The following is a 14,999-nucleotide window of genomic DNA, read 5'->3' as shown; positions in this document are numbered from 1 at the left end:
ACTCAGTGTGGGATCATGGCTGCGGGGGATTATTAGCGTGCGGAGCGATAACACATGACCGGAGCTGGGGCGGACGCCTCGCCGTCGTTGAACACGGGCGAGATCGGCGTCGTCACAACCATGTCCATGGCGCAGCATCGTCGCCGAGTCGCGGCAGCGACTGTGGACGCACTCGCGTGGGGCTTCGGCGTGCTGCTCGCCGTCGCGCTGCGCTTCGAGTTCGGCATGTCGCTGCGCGGCTGGATCGCGACCATCCTGCTGGCGCTGGTGGCCGCGGGCATTCACGTCGCCGCCGGGTACTTCACCAAGCTGTACCGCGGCCGGTACACCTATGGCTCGTTCGACGAGGTGCGCCTGCTCGGGACCGTGGTGCTCGGCATCACTCTCATCCTCGGCTTCGTGGTCATCGGCGGCGGCAGCCTGATCGGCCTGCCGCGCGCGACCATGTTCCTCGCCGCGCCGTTCGTGCTGCTGATGATGTTCGGCGTGCGGTACATGGCGCGTCTCGTGCTCGACCGCTCTCGCAAGCCTGCCGAGGATGCGGAGCCGGTCGTCATCATCGGGGCCGGGTACATCGCCGACAAGCTGCTGCACCACATCCAGACCGACCCCACCTCGCCGATCCGGCCGGTGGGCTTGCTCGACGACGACCCTGCGAAGCGCAATCTGGTGCTGCGCGGAGTGCCGGTGCTCGGTCGCACGTCTCAGGTCGCCGATGTCGTGAAGCGCACCGGAGCCACCCGGGTGGTCATCGCGATCGGTCAGGCCGACAGCGTCATGCTGCGCAAGATCAGCGACCGTGCGTCGAAGGCCGGAGCCAGTGTCGCGATTACGCCGTCGCTGGGTGCCATGATGTCGGGCGAGCAGTCGCCGACCGACGTGCGCGACATCAGCATCGAAGACCTCATCGGACGGCATCCGGTCGACACCAACGTCGAGCTGATCGCGGGATACATCACGGGAAAGCGCGTGCTGGTCACCGGCGCGGGCGGCTCCATCGGCTCCGAACTGTGCCGGCAGCTGTCGAAGTTCGGGCCGGCCGAGCTGATCATGCTCGACCGCGACGAGACAGGTCTGCAGATCGCGCAGCTGGGCACGTCCGGGCACGGTCTGCTCGACACCGACGACGTCGTGCTCGCGAACATCCGCGACGTCGAGGTGATCAACGGCATCTTCGACACGCGCCGTCCCGAGGTGGTGTTCCACGCGGCGGCTCTGAAGCATCTGCCGATGCTCGAGCAGTACCCCGACGAGGCGTGGAAGACGAACGTGCTCGGCACGTTGAACGTGCTCACCGCGGCGATGCGCGTCGGCGTCACGCACTTCGTGAACATCTCGACCGACAAGGCGGCGAATCCGACCAGCGTGCTCGGCCACTCGAAGCGGGTCGCCGAGAAGCTCACCGCGTGGGCGGGGGAGCAGACCGGCCTGAACTACGTCTCGGTGCGTTTCGGCAACGTGATCGGCAGCCGCGGCTCGATGCTGCCGACGTTCCAGACGCTGATCCGCGAGGGTAAGCCGATCACGGTGACGCACCCCGAGGCGACGCGCTACTTCATGACGATCCCCGAGGCATGCCAGCTGGTCATCCAGGCCGGCGGCATCGGCCGCGCGGGTGAGGTGCTCATCCTCGACATGGGGGAGCCGGTGTCGATCCTCGAGGTCGCCAAGCGCATGATCGCGATGTCGGGCAAGAACATCGAGATCCGCTTCACCGGTCTGCGCCCTGGCGAGAAGCTGCACGAGGAGCTCGTCGGTCAGCGCGAGAACCTCGAGCGGCCGTTCCACCCGAAGGTGTCGCACACCCGTGCGGACCCGATCAGCCCCGATCGACTCGATAAGGACGGCTGGAAGGCGCGCATGTACGCCGAGCCACGCAACAACGACACGGCGATCATTGAGCCGTTGAACCTTCAGAAGGCAGACAAGGCGTGAGCGAACGCATCTACATGTCGTCACCCGACGTGACGCAACGGGAAGAGGACGCCGTTGTCGCGGCGATGCGGTCGGGCTGGATCGCACCGCTGGGGCCGGATGTCGACGCGTTCGAGCGGGAGCTCGCCGAGCGTGTCGGGGTCGACCACGGCGTCGCGCTCAGCTCTGGCACGGCGGCGCTGCACCTCGGCCTGATCACCCTCGGCGTGCGCCCGGGGGATGTCGTGGTCACGTCGACCATGACGTTCGCGGCGACGACCAACGCGATCGTGTACACCGGGGCGGAGCCGTACTTCGTCGACGCCGACCTCGCCACCGGCAACATGAACCCGGAGCTGCTGCGTCGGGCGCTCGAGCGCCTGCGTGAGAACGGCGAGCGCGTCGCTGCAATCGTGCCGGTCGATCTGCTCGGCAAGGCCGTCGACTACACAGCGATCGAGGCGATCGCTGCGGAGTTCGAAGTGCCGGTGCTCGCCGACGCCGCGGAGTCGCTCGGCGCCACCCACAGAGGTCGTGCCGCGGGCAGCTTCGGGCGGGCATCGATCGTGTCGTTCAACGGCAACAAGATCATGACCACGTCGGGCGGCGGGATGCTGCTCACCGACGACGGTCGATTCGCGCAGCACGTGCGGTACCTCGCCACGCAGGCGCGTCAGCCCGTGGTGCACTACGAGCACACCGACGTCGGCTACAACTACCGCATGAGCAACCTGCTCGCGGCTCTCGGTCGGGCACAGCTGTCGCGTCTCGACGAGATGATCGCGCGGCGCCGTGAGATGCGCGAGGAGTACAAGCGTCTGTTCGCGGGCGTCGCGGGCGTCGAGGTGTTCGGCGCGGAGGGCGACGACGCGGACAACGTGTGGCTCACCTCGATCATCGTCGACTCGGATGCCGCGGGCTGGACGCCGCAGCAGCTCGCCACCGCTCTCGCCGAGGACGACATCGAGAGCCGCCCGCTGTGGAAGCCGATGCACCGCCAGCCGGTGTTCGAGAAGTACCGCGGCGAGATCGACGGATCGTCGGAGCGACTGTTCGAGCGCGGCCTGACGCTGCCGAGCGGCTCGGCGCTGACCGGGGCGCAGCGTGAGCGTGTGCTTGGAGCCATCTCGTCGTTCGTGGCGACGCGTTAGGCCATGGCGAAGACGAACAACTTCCGTCCGTACGACGGCGTCAAGCGTGCGCTCGACGTCGCTGGAGCAGCCGTCGGCCTCGTCGTGCTTTCGCCGGTGATCGCCGTGACGGCGCTGCTGGTCGCGGTCAAGCTGGGGCGCCCTGTCATCTTCTCGCAGCCGCGGCCCGGCCGTGGTGGCGAGATCTTCACGCTCTACAAGTTCCGGTCGATGCGCAACGTCGACGAGGCGAAGGGCTGGGTAACTGATGCGCAGCGCCTCACGCCGTTCGGCAGGGCCCTCCGCGCGACCAGCCTCGACGAGCTGCCGTCGTTGTGGAACGTGCTGCGCGGCGACATGAGCTTCGTCGGACCCCGCCCGCTGCTCGTCGAGTACCTCGACCGGTACACACCGGAACAGGCGCGCCGTCACGAGGTGCGGCCCGGTATCACCGGCCTCGCGCAGGCGAACGGTCGCAACGCGCTGAGCTGGGAGGACAAGTTCGCCCTCGACGTGCGCTACGTCGACGGGCGCAGTCTGCTCCTGGATGCGAAGGTGCTGCTCGCCACCGTGAAGTCGGTTGTCTCGCGCGACGGCATCTCGCAAGAAGGGCACGCCACGATGACGAAGTTCGGAGAAGCGGATGCCTGAGGACGTCGTCGTCGTCGGTGCCGGCGGCTTCGGCCGCGAGACGCTCGACGTGATCGAAGCGATCAACGATGCGGGACCGGAGCCGGTCTGGAACATCGTCGGCGTCGTTGACGACGGCCCCGCCGAGATCCAGCTGGAGCGCCTCCGTGACCGGGGCGTGGCGATGCTCGGCGGTCTCGACGCTTACCGAAGCATGGCCCTCACCACCCGCTTCGTGGTCGGGATCGGCTCGCCCCGGGCGCGGGCTCGCATCGCGGCATCGCTCGAGGAGTGGGGCGGTCGCGCAGCCACGCTCGTACACCCCGCGGCCGTCGTCGGCGCTCGAGCCGTCGTCGGTGCCGGCGTCGTCATCTGTGGCGGGGTGCAGGTGTCGACGAACGTCGTGCTGGGTGAGCACGTGCACCTCAATCCCGGCGCCATCATCGGACATGATGCCGTGCTCGAAAGTTGCGTCTCCGTGAACCCCGGAGCCATCGTCTCGGGAGAGGTGAGGGTCGGCCGAGAGTCTCTGATCGGTGCCGGCGCCGTCGTGTTGCAGAATCTGGCCGTCGGCGAAGAGGCGATCGTGGGGGCGAGTGCGTGTGTGACCAAGAACGTCGCCAGCAGAGGGACGGTGGCTGGGGTCCCGGCGCGCCTGCTCGGACGGGACGGTAATGCATGAAGATCCTCGTCGTCTCGCAGTTCTACGACCCGGAACCAGTGCCCATCCCGGGGGAGATCGCACGTGAGATGCAGGCGCGCGGGCACTCGGTTCGCGTGCTGACCGGCTTCCCGAATTATCCGAGCGGCCGACTCGCGCAGGGCTATCGTCAACGATGGCGTCATCGCGAGATGGACGGCGATGTCGAAGTGCGTCGCGTCCCGCTGTTCCTGGACCACTCGCAGAGCGCCCTGCGTCGACTCGTGAACTATGTCACGTTCGCCCTTTCTGCGACGAGCGCCCGACGGTTCGCACGAGGCGCGGACGTCATCTACGTGTATGCCACACCGATGACGGCAGCGTTCTCCGCCTGGTTGTGGCGCATCACCGGTGGTGCTCCTTATGTCGTGCACGTACAAGACCTGTGGCCGGACTCCGTCGTCGGGTCGTCGATGGTGAGTGCCTCACGCAGTTCCGCAATCATCTCCGCCGCCCTGAGCCCGTGGCTCCGCAGCGTGTATCGGCGCGCGGCATCCGTGGTGGGCATCGCCCCGCGGATGGTGACGACGCTGGTGGAACGAGGGTCGCCGCGCGATCGGACGATGCTCCTGTACAACTGGGCAGAGCCCGCGGAGCGTACGAGGAGCACGCTCCGCGAGCCCGGCGGCCCGGTGCGCATCGTCTATGCCGGAAACGTCGGCGAGATGCAGGACCTGGACACAGTTGTGCGTGCGGCGAGCGCCGCCGCGGATGCGGGTGTGGAACTGCTGATCGTCGGTGACGGAGTGGCGCGCCCCGGCTTGCGTGAACTCGCGAACGAACTCGGTGCGGACAATGTGGTCTTCCGGGACCCCGTACCCCGTTCGGAGATGGCCGATGTGTACGAGCAATCGGACTTCGCGCTCGTCACGTTGAAGGATCTCCCGGTGTTTCGCGGGACGATACCCTCGAAGTTCCAGGCTGTGCTCGCGGCGGGCCTGCCCGTCATCACGACGGTGCAGGGTGACGTGCGGGAGTTCGTCGAAGCGAACTCCGTGGGGCTCACCGCCGATGCCGAGGACGTTGCTTCGCTGGAGGTTGCCATGCGCCGGGCAGCAGCGATGGACCCCGCTGCGCGGACCCTGATGTCCCGCCGGGCTGGGGACGTATTCGAGGACAGCTTCTCGCGGGAGTCCGGGCTGGCACGCCTCGAAGAGATCTTCAAGACAGCATCGAGAACGAACGGAGCCTCATGACCGAGTCATACGGCGGAGCAACAATCCTTGTCACCGGCGGCACCGGGTCGTTCGGTCACACCGTCGCACGGAAGCTGCTCGACCGCGACGTGGCGGAGATCCGCATCTTCAGCCGTGATGAGGCGAAGCAGGATCTCATGCGGCATGAGATCAAGGACAATCGACTGCGGTTCTACGTCGGTGACGTCCGCGATTACGACAGCGTGGAACGCGCGACCCGCGACGTGGACTACGTGTTCCACGCTGCGGCACTCAAGCAGGTTCCGTCCTGCGAGTTCTTCCCGATGGAAGCAGTGCGGACCAACGTCGTCGGCAGTGAGAACGTCGTGCGCGCGGCCGACCGCAACGCGGTGAAGTCGCTCGTCTGCCTGAGCACCGACAAGGCCGTCTACCCCGTCAACGCCATGGGCATGTCCAAGGCGATGATGGAGAAGGTGGCGCAGTCGTACGGGCTCAACAACCCACACGCCGCCACGACCGTCTCCTGCGTGCGCTACGGCAACGTCATGTACTCCCGTGGCTCCGTGATCCCGTTGTTCATCAGCCAGCTCAAAGCAGGCAAGAACATCACCGTCACCAATCCCGACATGACCCGATTCATGATGTCGCTGGCCCATTCGGTCGACCTCGTGGAGTTCGCCTTCCGCAACGCGCAGCAGGGCGATCTGTTCGTACGCAAGGCGAAGGCGTGCTCGATCGCGACGCTCGCGCAGGCGATCCTGAACCTCTTCCGCTCGACCGCGAAAATCGAGGTCATCGGCACACGGCATGCGGAGAAGCTCTCCGAAGCGCTTGCGACGCGTGAGGAGCTCTCTCGCGCCCGGGACATGGGGGAGTACTTCCGTATCGCGGCAGACAACCGCGACCTGAACTACAGCCTTTACTACGAGGAAGGCGACGTGGCTCAACAGAACTTCGACGATTACGACTCTCACACCGTGGAGCAGATGACCGTCGAGCAGGTCGAAGAACTGCTGCTGACGTTGCCCGAAGTCAGGCACGAACTCGCCCTCGCAGGGCTGTCGGTCGACGGGGAGCGCGCAGGATGAGCCACGTCGCACTGACCGGTGCGCAGGGGTTCCTGGGCTGGCACACTCGGGCAGCCCTCCACGCCGACCAGGTCGAGGCCCGCGGAATTCCGGTCGGCGACAGATTCAACCTCGAGCAGGCGAAATCCGCCATCGAAGGCAGCGAGCGGGCCATTCACATCGCGGGAGTGAACCGCGCCAGTGACGAGGAGGTGATGGCTGGGAACGTTGAGTTCGCCGAACAGTTCGCGCAGGGTCTACGCGCCGCCGATGCCGCACCTGCTGTGGTCGTTTTCGCGAATTCGACTCAGGCCGACAACGGCACGGTGTACGGAAAGGCGAAGTCACGGGCGGCCGATATCGTCGCCGCAGCGGCATCCCAGGTGGGAGCCGAGTTCGTCGACGTGCGACTGCCCAACCTGTTCGGCGAGCACGGGAAGCCCTTCTACAACGCGGTCACCGCCACCTTCTGCCACCTGCTCGCATCTGGAGACGAACCGACCGTCCAGCAGGATCGCGACCTGACGCTCGTTCACGCGCAGGATGCGGCGGACCTCCTCACCGGCGTGAGGGCAGTCGGGGAGCAGCCCCTCGTAGAGCGGGAGGAGAGCGTTTCCGGCCTGCTGGCGCGCCTCGCCGAGATCGCGGCACTTTACCGAGGCGGAGAGATCGCGGACGTCAGCACGGACTTCGGACGAGACCTGTTCAACACTTATCGGTCGTACGCGTTCCCGCAGCACGCTCCCATCCGCCTGGAGCGCCATGCAGACACGCGCGGGTCGTTCTTCGAGATCGTCCGGTCGCATGGGGGAGACGGCCAGTCGTCGTTCTCCACGACCGTCCCCGGGGTGACTAGGGGGGATCATTACCACCGTCGCAAGATCGAACGGTTCACAGTCTTGTCCGGCAGCGGAACGATCGCTCTCCGCAAGCTGTTCACCGACGAGGTCATTCGCTTCCACGTCTCAGGCGAGGAGCCCGCGGCAGTGGACATGCCCACCATGTGGGCGCACAACATCACGAACAGCGGGTCTGAAACGCTGTACACGTCGTTTTGGACCAACGACATCTTCGACCCTCAGAACCCCGACACGATTGCCGAGGTAGTGTGACGTGACCGACAAGCTCAAAGTGATGACGGTGGTCGGCACGCGGCCCGAGATCATCCGGCTCTCCGCGACGATCAAGCTGCTAGACCAGCACACCGAGCAGGTTCTGGTCCACACGGGGCAGAACTACGACTATGAACTCAACGAGGTCTTCTTCGAAGATCTCGGTCTGCGAAAGCCCGATCACTTCCTCAACGCAGACACCTCGTCGCTGGGAGCGGCTCTCGGCTCGATCCTCACCAAGACAGAGGAAGTGCTCCAGGCCGAGCGACCGGACGCCTTCCTGGTGCTCGGTGACACCAACAGCTGCATCTCGGCCGTGATCGCGAAGCGGATGAAGATCCCGGTGTTCCACATGGAAGCGGGTAATCGCTCGTTCGATGAGAACGTTCCCGAGGAGACGAACCGCCGCCTCGTAGACCACGTCTCGGACTACAACCTCGTCTACACCGAGCACGCCCGTCGGAATCTGCTCGCCGAGGGCATTCACCCCTCGCGCATCCTCCTGACCGGATCGCCCATGCGGGAGGTCCTCGAACAGAATCGTGAGCAGATCCAGGCGAGCGACGCGGTGGAGCGTCTCGAACTGATCCGAGGCGAGTACTTCCTGGTCAGCCTCCACCGCGAAGAGAATGTCGACACCCCCGCACGGCTGCGCTCCGCGATCGGTGCGCTGCAGGCGCTGCGCGCCGAGTACGGACTTCCCGTGCTGGTCTCCACCCATCCGCGGACGCGGAAGCGCATCGAGGCGCTGGACGATCCGCAGGCTGTCGATGGCATCCGGTTCCACCCGCCGTTCGGTTTCCGCGACTACATCAAGCTGCAGCTCGACGCGAAGCTCGTTCTCTCCGACAGTGGGACGATCAGTGAGGAGTCGAGCATCCTGGGCTTCCCCGCGGTGACGGTGCGTGACTTCATCGAACGGCCCGAAGCGCTTGATGCCGGCGCCATCATCACGACCGGCCTTTCCGCCGAGGGTGTGCTCCGAGGCGTCGCGATGCGACTTGCGCAAGATCCTAAGTCCATGCCGTCGGGGTACGAGATCGGCGATACCGCTGTCCGGGCGACCTCATTCATCCTGTCGACCGCGCACTCGCATCGGCAGAGGCTGGGGCTTCATGGGAGGCATTGACCCGATACTCGTATCGGTCCTTTCACCGATCTTCAATGAGTCCAAGCACCTCGAGGAGATGATCGCGAGCGTGCGCGCGCAGTCTCACGCGAACTTCGAACTCATCCTTGTGGATGACGGTTCAACGGACGACACGGTCACAAAGGCGCGCCTCGCCCAAAGCCTCGACCCGCGCATCCGGGTCATCGACGAAGGCAAACTCGGCAAGGTGGGGGCATTCAATCGCGCTTTTGCCGAATCGACCGGCGACGTCATCGTCCTCATGGGCGGAGACGACGTTATGCCACCGGAGTCTCTCGCAGTGCGAGCAGATGCGGTGCGGCAGGCCGTGGCCGGCGGCGCTCAACGGGTCGCCGTGTTCGCCCGCCTGCAGACAATGTCCGAGAACCGGAAGTTCGACGGCCAACTCATCCCCCGTTCTCGGCGGAAAGGCGCCCGCTCCGGCGGGACGCTGGCCCTTTCTCGCGAGCTCGCGCGGGTCGCTTTCCCGATCCCTCAGAGGCTTGTCGCCGAGGACCTGTGGATCGGCGGAATCGCGGGCGCGCTGGCAGACGCAATCGTCGACTTGCCTGATGTCGTACTTCGTTACAGGATCCACGACGGCAACTCCAACCCCCGCAACAGGGACTTCGCCACGATGACTGAAGCGATGCACGCTCGAATGCTGGCATATCGTCTGCTGGCTGAAGTTCCGGTTCTAGCCGTTCCGGCCGAACCAAGACGACGTTTCCAGGTTTTAGCAGAACTCGAGGAACGCAGGCACGCCGGAGATCTGTTTGGGCTGCTCGCCCACAGCGAAGCGCGGCTTACGGACAAGCTGCGCGCGGCCTCTATGGCCACCCCACTTCTGTTCCAACTTCGCACGAGCCTTTTCAGGCTCTTTTCAGGATGGTGAGACCGATCGCAGCGCAGCGCGGAACCTTGCGGGCTCGAGGGATCACCTTCGAGGTCTCTCCCCGTGCTGCGGTGCCACTGGGCTCTTTCAAGGCCGGCGGGCGCCCCTGGGGAGGCGTGGCCGACGCGGTAGAGATCAACATGATCGCTTTGGACTCTGGCGACAGCTCAATGCCGACCCTTCTTGTCGGGGTTGACGCGTTATACGTCGGTCGCAAACTCAGAGACACCATCGCCGCAGCCACGGGGCTGCCAGCCGAGCGGATCTTAACCTTTGCAAGCCACACGCACAGAGCCCCGATGCTTGACGACTCCAAACCATTGTTGGGGTCGCCGGAGCCGGGGCACCTACAGCGAGTCCTGAACATGGCGGAAGCACATGCGACCCGACTCGTATCCGCGCCTCGCGCGCCTGCGGAGCTTCTGGCGGCGAAGGGAAATGCGGACCACAGCATCAATCGCCGACTGCGGAAAGCCCTGACACTTTCGCTTCCCCCCACCTTTGGCAAAGTGGTAAACGCACCGAACGTAGCAGGCCCGCGCGACGAAACTATCATTACCGCCACGGTTAGAGACTCTGTGGGTCGCGCACTCGGGGTCATCTGGAACTACGCGTGTCACCCTGTTGCAGGCCCGCACGCAAACGTTGTTAGCGCGCACTTTCCAGGTGTTGTGCGATCGAGCATCAGAAGCGCGGAAGGTGACGCCGAGTTGCCTGTGATTTACGTTCAAGGATTTTCTGGTAACACCCGCCCCAAGGCGAGTGCGAACGCGACATCGGTCGTTAGGAAGATCCAGCGTTTCCTGACTGGTCCGGTGTTCGAAGACATGTCGCCAGAGAGATATGACGAGTGGGCGCGCGGGTTGGCTGAAACGACGGGTCGCGTGCGTTCACAGGAGCGCGCGCTCAAGGTCGATGGCATCGGAGTCCGCCGACAGAATATGAGAGCAGAAGAGTTCTATACGGGCGGTGGGCCGTCTGTGACGTTCGCCCGCGTCAGTATCGGTGCACATTTCGCCATTGTCGGCATGAACGCCGAGGTCATGGCCGAATATGCGCCCAGGGTTCGAAACATGGTCGGCGGTGAATTTGTCTGCTGCGCTGGATGCATGGACGATTCGTTCGGCTACCTGCCTACAGCTGCCATCCTCGGTGAGGGAGGCTATGAGGCATCGGGGTTCTGTGCCGAGTTCGGCATCGGCCGCGTACTTCCGAGCGCCGAAAGCGCTGCCCTCCAGGGGTTCCGGGCCGTCGCCCGTGCCGCTGAGTCCGGAGTACAGTCTGGGGCACCGACAGCTGGAGAACCGACCCAGAATGTCTAAGTTCAGCGCACTGAGGCTAGTCGGTGGGGCGGCGGCCGGCCAAGCTGTCTCGTTGCTCGCTTATCCCCTGCTAACGCGAATTTTCTCCCCCGGGGAGCTTGGCGCACTTGCGGTCTACTCATCGGCGCTCGGGATGGTGGCGGTCGTAGCGTCGTTCCGCTTCGAGCAGGCGATCCCGCTTCCTCGCGTGTCCACAGCCGCGAACGCGCTGCTGCTCGTATCGCTATCGATCGCGGCTGGCCTGGCCCTACTTATTGCAGGCCTGCTGCTCTTCTGGCCGAATCCGCTCGCATTCGCAGGAGCTCCTCCCGTGGTGGCGGCGATCTTGCCACTGGGAGTTTTCCTAGCTGCTGCGTACCAAGCATTGAGCATGTATGCATTGCGACACCGACAGTATGGCCGACTGGGGATGACGCGAGCGACGCAGAGCCTCGCCGCCGCTGCAGCACAGATCGGCGGAGGTCTCGCGGGACTCGGCGTCAGCGCGCTTGTGGTTGGACACATCTTGGGTCAGTCCGCTGGGTCTGTGAGCCTTGGGATAGCCGCCGTCCGGTCGGCACCCCGCACGAGGATGTCACTGTCGCGAGTGTGGGCGGTCATAAAGCGATATCACCGTTTTGCGTCGGTCGGCGTGCCTTCAGCAGTGCTGAACACGGCTGGGCTGCTGCTGCCAGCGATCCTGATTGCTGGTGCGTATGACCCCGCTGCCGCGGGCTATTTCAGCCTGGCGGTACTCGTGCTGTCCGCACCAGTGCAGTTGGTGGGGCGGTCGAACGCCCAGGTGTTCTACGCCGAAGCGTCGAGGGTGGACACGCGCGCCAAGGCGCACGCCATGCTGGCGCGAACGACGCGCCTACTCTTCTTCATGGCAGTCTTCCCGACGATCGCGTTAATTTTCGCCGCCCCTATTCTCTTCGAGATCGTTTTCGGTGCCGCATGGGCCGAGTCGGGACAATTCGCGACGATTTTGGCCGGAGCCTACATGCTGGCTCTCGTGTCGGCGCCAGCATCCCAGGTGTTTCTGATGGTCGAGAAGCAGGGCCTCAGTTTCGTGCTTAACGTTTTCAAGCTTGTGGTGGCGATAGTTTCATTTGGATTGCTCCCACGCCTCGGTGTCGCATCGGCTGGTGCGGTCACCGCCTATGCGGCGGGGCTGGCAGTCTACTATGTGCTCGTGCTCGCGCTCGCATACCGGCTGTTGAGCACGCGAGATGGGGAAGGAATCTAGCGGCATGACTGGCTTGTTCAACGTATCCGATTTCGCTATTCTCTCGCGGGAGATGCCACGCGACGACTTCCCAACCGTCCAAACTCATCCGGAAATCGTCAGCGAACTGACTCGTGACGACATCGAGTTGATCGAGAGCTCGCGCGAAGGTTACAGTCGCGTGGTTCGCCACTATCTCGATAACGGCCACCGAGGGGTCAAGATCGTCAGAAGAGGGATTATTGTCGCCTTGGGGTGGCTCTGGGTCAACGAGGGTGCCACGACAACGCGCGTGAAAGGATACTTCCCTGTTTCGCCGGGAGAGGCATATTTCCATGCCGACTGGACCGCGCCCGCTGCGCGCGGACAGGGACTTCATTCGAACCTGATCGTTTTCAGAATGCTTCTCTTGCATCGAGAGGGCTTCGGAGGGAGGCTGGTCGCGAATATGAGCCACTCAAACCTGTCGTCGATGAAAAACTATGAGCGGGCGGGATTCCACGTTTCTGGAGAGCTACGGGTCCGAAGCTTTCTCAAGTGGCCGTTATCGGTCCACCTACTGAAGGAGGATAGATGATGAGAGTAATGCTGCTTGACGGCCAGTACAGCCACTCGTTGCCCATCGCCGCGGAACTCGCGACGGACCTCGGCGCCGAGGTCATTGGCGTGGCGCCCTCAAAGCGGTCGCACCTACACCGATCGAGATATGTCGCAGAGAAGCTCATTGCTCCCCTAGCGGTATCGGATGACTACGGCGCCCACGTGCTAGACCTTGTGTCGAGGGTCCGGCCTGATGTGGTCGTTCCAGTCGGATATTACTCGTTTCGGAGCCTAATCCCACTGCGCTCGAAATTCCCAGAATCCACAGCTTTCCTCGCACCGGCCGCGCATGCGTTCGCTATCGCGGAGGACAAGGTCGCCACCTACGACTTGGCTGCGGAAGTTGGGGTCGATCATCCGAGAAGTATGACCGATGTCGTCACGTCCGGCGACATCGGACAGATCCGGTTTCCGATATTTGTAAAGGCCCGCATGGAGCGAGGCGGCCAGTCGACGGCGCTCGTGCGCGACGCGCAAGCGCTCCGGTCACTGGATGTCGAGTCTCTTGGGGGGGACGTCCTGTTTCAGGAGTACATCGACGCCGAACCGTACACGTACGCCCACTCAGGCTATTACGAGGATGGGGTGCCAGTAGCTGAGCACCAACATCTCGAGCTTAGATCCGTTCCGCGTCGTGGAGGCAGCGGCACGCGGCTCCGGACGTTTCATGATCCCGAGCTTCGTAAGCACGCCAACTCCTTGATGCTCGCGCTTAGGTGGAACGGGGTCGCGCAGGTAGAGTTTAAGCGTCGTAAAGATGGCGGGTACGCGTTGATGGAGATCAACCCGAAGTTCTGGGCCTCATACGCGCTTGCCTCTCGCTCAGGTGCGCGGATTGCGGCCACTGCCGTGGCCCGTCTCGCCGGGCGCCCGCTCGGCGCTGTCCGTCCGACACGCGACCTTGAGATGGTCTTCCCGGTGCGTGAGGCTTTGCACGTCGCGTCCAATTTGCGGACAGAGAGTATTGCAGGGGCGGTTAAGGCGATTCTCTGGCCGCCTGCTGTCTGGGACATTGAGTTTACCGATTTATGGGCCAATGTCCCGCTCCGGACACGCAGGCCGCATTCCGGTCGGAGCGGACTGTGAGCCACTGGGTTGCGGTTTCGTTCGGCGCGCTGGATCTGACCAACCACGCCCTCGCCGAGGAAGGCTACGAACTCGTAGTCTGTCCCATTTTTCCGGGATCTCCGCATTTCTTGTATGGGGCAGGGGCGCGGCTCTGGCGGAAGTTCGTGGCGGATGCGATCGAGCCAGCCGCGCTCTCCCCAGCTGAGCGCGAGATTGCTGAAGAAATGCGCGGGATGGGCCTGCTTGCGGAAAGTGAGTCGCACCCGGCGCGCGTCACCCATGTCGCTGAGCCATGGATGAAATCCTATCGCCACGAACTTGTCTACGCGCTAATACAGAATGTGGCGCGTGAGAATGGAATTGACGTAGTCTTCATTAAGGGCCCGACTCTCGCGGCGCAGGCGCTCCGAGAGCGGGATCACTCCGGCGATGTTGACTGTTGGGTGCACCCGCGAGAAGCGTTACGGCTCGCCAATGCCCTACGCCCGTGGGGCTGGTCCCCAGCACTCTCAGCCTTTACCGGCACACTAGTTTTGCACTCACTGACGTTGCGGGGTAATGATTGGTCGTGTGCTGTCGACGTTCATTCGTGGTTCCCTGGGCTCGCGCTCGAAGCAACCGATGCCTACCGAAGGGTCCGGTCGCGCACGGAGGAGCGGTGTTTCGCCTCAGTCAGAGTTCGTACGCCCGACCGCGTTGCACACGCGGTGCTGAGCGCGTTGCACGACGTTAGGCCTCTGCAGGGCGAACTTCCTGGCCCAGGGAAGCTGAGTTGGGCGGCTAATACTCTGCGCGCCGCCGGCCCGGACGTGGTTGGCGTTGTCCGGGAACTGGGGGCCGTCTACGCTCTCCGCGACCCGCTCAGACTAGCGTTCCCGGGCCTCGATGTTGAGTCGGATGCGCCACGGCCTCCGGACTGGGCGTGGCGTTCGCAGAGATCACCTCTGTTGGCGTACCGAGAAGCGTTCAAATTGGTGGGTTGGCGCAACGCTCCTCGCATCATCTACCGAATGATCTGGCCAGCGCCGGAGACGCTGCATGCGACGGAAGGTGTGACGACTGCTCTCC

Annotated in this window: 13 protein-coding genes; all 13 read left to right on the top strand. The window is 64.2% G+C overall.

The features are described from left to right. Window positions 1-54: 54 nt before the first annotated feature. The 13 genes from RIF65_RS01670 to RIF65_RS01610 all read left to right on the top strand — a co-directional run bounded on the left by RIF65_RS01670 (window position 55) and on the right by RIF65_RS01610 (window position 13,949). Window positions 55-1,935: a nucleoside-diphosphate sugar epimerase/dehydratase gene (locus RIF65_RS01670; protein WP_309064550.1), complete on the top strand. Its 1,881-nt coding sequence runs from the start codon at window positions 55-57 to the stop codon at window positions 1,933-1,935. Continuing rightward, complete coding sequence (locus RIF65_RS01665) at window positions 1,932-3,065, top strand: DegT/DnrJ/EryC1/StrS family aminotransferase (protein ID WP_309064551.1); 1,134 nt, start codon at window positions 1,932-1,934, stop codon at window positions 3,063-3,065. Before RIF65_RS01670 ends, RIF65_RS01665 begins: the two co-directional genes overlap by 4 nt. Window positions 3,066-3,068: 3 nt before the next feature. After that, on the top strand, window positions 3,069-3,695 hold the full coding sequence (locus RIF65_RS01660; protein WP_309064552.1) for a sugar transferase: 627 nt from the start codon (window positions 3,069-3,071) through the stop codon (window positions 3,693-3,695). Next, entirely contained in the window at window positions 3,688-4,356 is a 669-nt protein-coding gene (locus RIF65_RS01655; RefSeq protein WP_309064553.1) for a NeuD/PglB/VioB family sugar acetyltransferase, read from the top strand. The genes RIF65_RS01660 and RIF65_RS01655 overlap by 8 nt, the downstream gene beginning before the upstream one ends. Continuing rightward, window positions 4,353-5,570, top strand: a complete 1,218-nt coding sequence (locus RIF65_RS01650) for a glycosyltransferase family 4 protein (RefSeq protein ID WP_309064554.1) — start codon at window positions 4,353-4,355, stop codon at window positions 5,568-5,570. The genes RIF65_RS01655 and RIF65_RS01650 overlap by 4 nt, the downstream gene beginning before the upstream one ends. Further along, the gene (locus RIF65_RS01645; RefSeq protein WP_309064555.1) at window positions 5,567-6,619 is read left to right on the top strand and encodes a polysaccharide biosynthesis protein; all 1,053 of its coding nucleotides are present in this window, start codon (window positions 5,567-5,569) and stop codon (window positions 6,617-6,619) included. The genes RIF65_RS01650 and RIF65_RS01645 overlap by 4 nt, the downstream gene beginning before the upstream one ends. Then, on the top strand, window positions 6,616-7,710 hold the full coding sequence (locus tag RIF65_RS01640; RefSeq protein WP_309064556.1) for a polysaccharide biosynthesis C-terminal domain-containing protein: 1,095 nt from the start codon (window positions 6,616-6,618) through the stop codon (window positions 7,708-7,710). The genes RIF65_RS01645 and RIF65_RS01640 overlap by 4 nt, the downstream gene beginning before the upstream one ends. 22 nt (window positions 7,711-7,732) lie before the next feature. Continuing rightward, the gene (gene wecB, locus RIF65_RS01635) at window positions 7,733-8,839 is read left to right on the top strand and encodes a non-hydrolyzing UDP-N-acetylglucosamine 2-epimerase (protein WP_309064757.1); all 1,107 of its coding nucleotides are present in this window, start codon (window positions 7,733-7,735) and stop codon (window positions 8,837-8,839) included. Beyond that, complete coding sequence (locus tag RIF65_RS01630) at window positions 8,826-9,734, top strand: glycosyltransferase family 2 protein (protein ID WP_309064557.1); 909 nt, start codon at window positions 8,826-8,828, stop codon at window positions 9,732-9,734. The genes wecB and RIF65_RS01630 overlap by 14 nt, the downstream gene beginning before the upstream one ends. A gap of 116 nt (window positions 9,735-9,850) precedes the next feature. Continuing rightward, the gene (locus RIF65_RS01625; RefSeq protein ID WP_309064558.1) at window positions 9,851-11,056 is read left to right on the top strand and encodes a hypothetical protein; all 1,206 of its coding nucleotides are present in this window, start codon (window positions 9,851-9,853) and stop codon (window positions 11,054-11,056) included. Continuing rightward, window positions 11,049-12,284: an oligosaccharide flippase family protein gene (locus RIF65_RS01620; protein ID WP_309064559.1), complete on the top strand. Its 1,236-nt coding sequence runs from the start codon at window positions 11,049-11,051 to the stop codon at window positions 12,282-12,284. Before RIF65_RS01625 ends, RIF65_RS01620 begins: the two co-directional genes overlap by 8 nt. 4 nt (window positions 12,285-12,288) lie before the next feature. Beyond that, a complete protein-coding gene (locus RIF65_RS01615) occupies window positions 12,289-12,840 on the top strand; it encodes a GNAT family N-acetyltransferase (RefSeq protein WP_309064560.1) in 552 nt (183 codons plus the stop codon). Then, window positions 12,840-13,949 carry an ATP-grasp domain-containing protein gene (locus tag RIF65_RS01610; protein WP_309064561.1) on the top strand — a complete coding sequence of 370 codons (1,110 nt, stop codon included), beginning with the start codon at window positions 12,840-12,842 and terminating at the stop codon, window positions 13,947-13,949. The genes RIF65_RS01615 and RIF65_RS01610 overlap by 1 nt, the downstream gene beginning before the upstream one ends. Window positions 13,950-14,999: the final 1,050 nt, after the last annotated feature.

It is taken from the genome of Microbacterium sp., from assembly GCF_031180975.1.
GTDB lineage: Bacteria > Actinomycetota > Actinomycetes > Actinomycetales > Microbacteriaceae > Microbacterium.
The sequence above is the reverse complement of the archived record's forward strand: the minus strand, read 5'-3'. Positions and strand labels throughout refer to the sequence as shown.

Coding starts and splice junctions, on each gene's coding strand:
- RIF65_RS01670 (WP_309064550.1), top strand. CDS start 55: ATGACCGGAGCTGGGGCGGACGCCTCGCCGTCGTTGAACACGGGCGAG.
- RIF65_RS01660 (WP_309064552.1), top strand. CDS start 3,069: ATGGCGAAGACGAACAACTTCCGTCCGTACGACGGCGTCAAGCGTGCG.
- RIF65_RS01655 (WP_309064553.1), top strand. CDS start 3,688: ATGCCTGAGGACGTCGTCGTCGTCGGTGCCGGCGGCTTCGGCCGCGAG.
- RIF65_RS01650 (WP_309064554.1), top strand. CDS start 4,353: ATGAAGATCCTCGTCGTCTCGCAGTTCTACGACCCGGAACCAGTGCCC.
- RIF65_RS01645 (WP_309064555.1), top strand. CDS start 5,567: ATGACCGAGTCATACGGCGGAGCAACAATCCTTGTCACCGGCGGCACC.
- RIF65_RS01640 (WP_309064556.1), top strand. CDS start 6,616: ATGAGCCACGTCGCACTGACCGGTGCGCAGGGGTTCCTGGGCTGGCAC.
- wecB (WP_309064757.1), top strand. CDS start 7,733: ATGACGGTGGTCGGCACGCGGCCCGAGATCATCCGGCTCTCCGCGACG.
- RIF65_RS01630 (WP_309064557.1), top strand. CDS start 8,826: ATGGGAGGCATTGACCCGATACTCGTATCGGTCCTTTCACCGATCTTC.
- RIF65_RS01620 (WP_309064559.1), top strand. CDS start 11,049: ATGTCTAAGTTCAGCGCACTGAGGCTAGTCGGTGGGGCGGCGGCCGGC.
- RIF65_RS01615 (WP_309064560.1), top strand. CDS start 12,289: ATGACTGGCTTGTTCAACGTATCCGATTTCGCTATTCTCTCGCGGGAG.
- RIF65_RS01610 (WP_309064561.1), top strand. CDS start 12,840: ATGAGAGTAATGCTGCTTGACGGCCAGTACAGCCACTCGTTGCCCATC.